The organism is Microcoleus sp. PH2017_05_CCC_O_A, assembly GCF_020738785.1.
Lineage (GTDB): Bacteria > Cyanobacteriota > Cyanobacteriia > Cyanobacteriales > Microcoleaceae > Microcoleus.
On the sequence record NZ_JAEQCB010000281.1, the window covers coordinates 1 to 3,012 of the forward strand.

1 protein-coding gene and 1 pseudogene are annotated in these 3,012 nt (G+C 44.8%); both read left to right on the forward strand.

Going from position 1 to position 3,012, the window contains the following annotated elements; genetic code table 11:
* A pseudogene (locus JGK20_RS33815) lies at window positions 1-98 on the forward strand (IS1 family transposase); the annotation flags it as partial.
* A gap of 651 nt (window positions 99-749) precedes the next feature.
* A complete protein-coding gene (locus JGK20_RS33820; protein WP_293233763.1) occupies window positions 750-2,933 on the forward strand; it encodes a TonB-dependent receptor plug domain-containing protein in 2,184 nt (727 codons plus the stop codon).
* Window positions 2,934-3,012 lie beyond the last annotated feature (79 nt).

Sequence of the window (3,012 nt, forward strand, 5' to 3'; positions counted from 1 at the left end):
TGGTAAGAAAGAGCCTAGCCTTCTCTAAAAAATTAGAAAATCATATTGCTGCAATTTGGCGGTTTGTGCATCATTACAATGCTAATTTACAACTCTAAATGCCTACTTTTTTTTGAATTCAGTTTTATTCTGTCGATCCTTTCCTTCAGGGGACTACCTATTTAGCACTTGACAGGCAACCTCGATCGAGAGATTTGCCTGAATCCTATTTTTGTCCCGTTACTCGTATTGCGTACTTGCTGTATTTGGCAGTTAAACTATTCAACCCACCATAAACTAATGAGAATCTATTGCATTTATTTCTTTAGCTTTTCTTTGTTATTGTCAAAACTTGCAAAAATTTATTGAAACTAAAATCCAAATTTTTGAATTATCTCAAATGTTTTTTAGAGCTTGACAATATCGACATCTTGTGTTTTAAGATACTAAATCTGGTCGAGAACTACGCTAAAAAGCTTGACAATCCTAGGAAAACTGGGGTTTATTGCTGGTGTGACCGAGAATGATACTTGCGCTCGATCCGTAACAATCTAGAAAATCTAAAAAGATTGTAAAAAAGATTTAGCTATGTGATATTAAGTATTATTGTCATTAAGGAAATCGACATAGCGCATTTTTTAAATTAGTTAATGAGAATTTAATGCGTTAAGTTATTGGCGTTTTGGCTGTAAAGCCGAAACCACTGGGAAGTTTACAAAAGTGGTGAGGATACAGACTTGAAGACTAGACTATTGCTCAGCTTCTTGGCTATGACAGGCACTGCATTGATATTAGGAGCAGGGCCAGCACTCTCAGAGACTGCCGAATTTAGGAACATCCGGCTTACTTCCCCTAACGATCGAGAGTTGGATGATGCCGATCGACTGTTGCCCCTAGAGGTTTCGGAAATTCAAAGCGCGATCGAACAGCAGCAAGCAATTGCTCCTAGGGAATCCGATCGCAAAACAGACAACGCTCAAAGTTTGGGAAATATCTCAGAAAACCCTGCACCTTTAAATTCTGCGGAGGCAATATCGGAAAGCGACAATACGCGCCACAGTGCGATCGCTCGCGAATCGAGTTTGCCACCGACAATCTCGGAAAAAGAAAATAATGGCAGCAGTGCGATCTCTCTCGAATCGACTGCTGTAAAAGATTCTGAAACCAACGGTTCGCAGATAGCAGTGGCAAGCGAACGCAATGCAGTCGATACCCAGGAGCGATCGGCTTTCGATGCCGCAGCAGTAAATGCAACGGGCGATCGCGATCAACCCCAACAACAGCAACAACAGCGACAGACAAACTCCGAACAGCCATTATTGCAAGTTAGGCGGCTCAGCGAGATCGATCGGCCCAAAACCAGTGCAGAATTTTTGACTCAAGAGCCTGCACCAGCAATACCAGTCCCCCAGCCGGAAGCCGTTCAAGTAACAGGCGTCAAGCTCAACCGCACCGCTACAGGCGTGGAAATCCTCTTGGAAACCCCCACGGGGCGGCAGTTGCCATTTTCCCAGGCGGGCGATCGGAGCGATCGCAACACTTTAATAATTGATATCAGCGGTGCCCGACTAGCTTTGCCGCAGGGCGAAACATTTCGCGCCGAAAACCCAGCCACCGGAATTACGTCAGTCACCGCCAGCCAACTCGACACCAATACTATCCGAGTGCGCGTCACTGGGGAAGCCCAACTACCCAGTGCCAGCGTCACTGCCGGTGCTAGCGGTTTAGTTGTCAGCGTCACCCCGCAATCAGAAATTAATATCATCGTAACTGCCCAAAAAACCGAAGAAAGCATTCAAAATGTACCCACAAGCATTACAGCCATCACTGGGCGGCAAGTCCAAGACTCCGGCATAACTTCATCCCAAGACATTCCCAGATTAGCTCCCAATTTCTCTATTTTAGAAAGCGGAAATCGCGCCCGAAGCTCATTTAACATTCGTGGTTTAGGCAACATTCCCAGTGTCAATACCAGTGGCGGTTCTTCGATCGGATTTTACATTGATGATGTTCCCTATTCCGACTGGTTCAGCTTTCAGTCAAGCCTCACCGATATCGAACGCATTGAAGTGCTACGCGGCCCGCAAGGAACGCTTTACGGCCAAAACACTCAGGGAGGAGTAATTAACATTGTTACTAGAGCCCCGACAAATGTTTGGCAATTCAGGGGTTCTACTACCTACGGTTCTCCCGGATTGCGCGAAAATCAACTGACTATTAAAGGTCCAGTTGATGAAAATATATCTATCAGTTTGTCTGGTTTGTATTCAGAAAGAGACGGCTTTGTTCGCAATACGCTGCTGGACGAACTGATGGACCAAAGGCAAAGTTTAGCTTTGCGGGGTCAACTACGCTGGCTTTCTACCGAAAAAGATTGGGATGTCAGGCTAGGCCTTAACTACGAAGAAAATAACGACGGTGGTTTCACTCTTGTTCCATTCGACAATGCAAATCGTAGGGAAGTTGCACAAGATTTTTTGGGTAAAATTCACTCTGCTGGCAACGATCAATCTTTGAGAGTTTTGTACAATGGATCGGGAATTCGGTTTACTTCGATCACCTCAAGGCGAGAGTTTAGAAACAGCCCAGGTTCTGGCGACGGCGATTTTAGTCCTTTAGCCATAGTCAACGCCAATGTCGATCTAAACACGCTCAAGTGGAGCCAAGAATTTCGATTGCAATCGCCAGACGATGCGCAGACATTACAATGGTTAGTTGGCGCTTATTATGAATATAAAAAGACTGGATCGGACACCACTGTTAACTTTGGTCCTGATGCAGTAGCTTTCGGTTTTCCTCCAGCTACAAGTATAACACCAGCAGATTTTACCGATACGACATATGCCATTTTTTCTCAAGTAACATATCGACCCATCCAGCAGTTAAGTTTAACCGGAGGGCTGCGGTTTGAAACTCGAAATTACAGCATGGAACGCAGGGCTATTTCGTTCTAGACAGTAGACAGGGTTTAGGTTTAGAGTTTAGAAGTCGGATTCACCCTAACTTATGATTTATGAGTTCCCTAGCAATTGT

Bases quoted from the DNA above. Each gene is read 5' to 3' on its own strand.
- JGK20_RS33820 (WP_293233763.1), top strand. From the start codon at position 750: ATGACAGGCACTGCATTGATATTAGGAGCAGGGCCAGCACTCTCAGAG.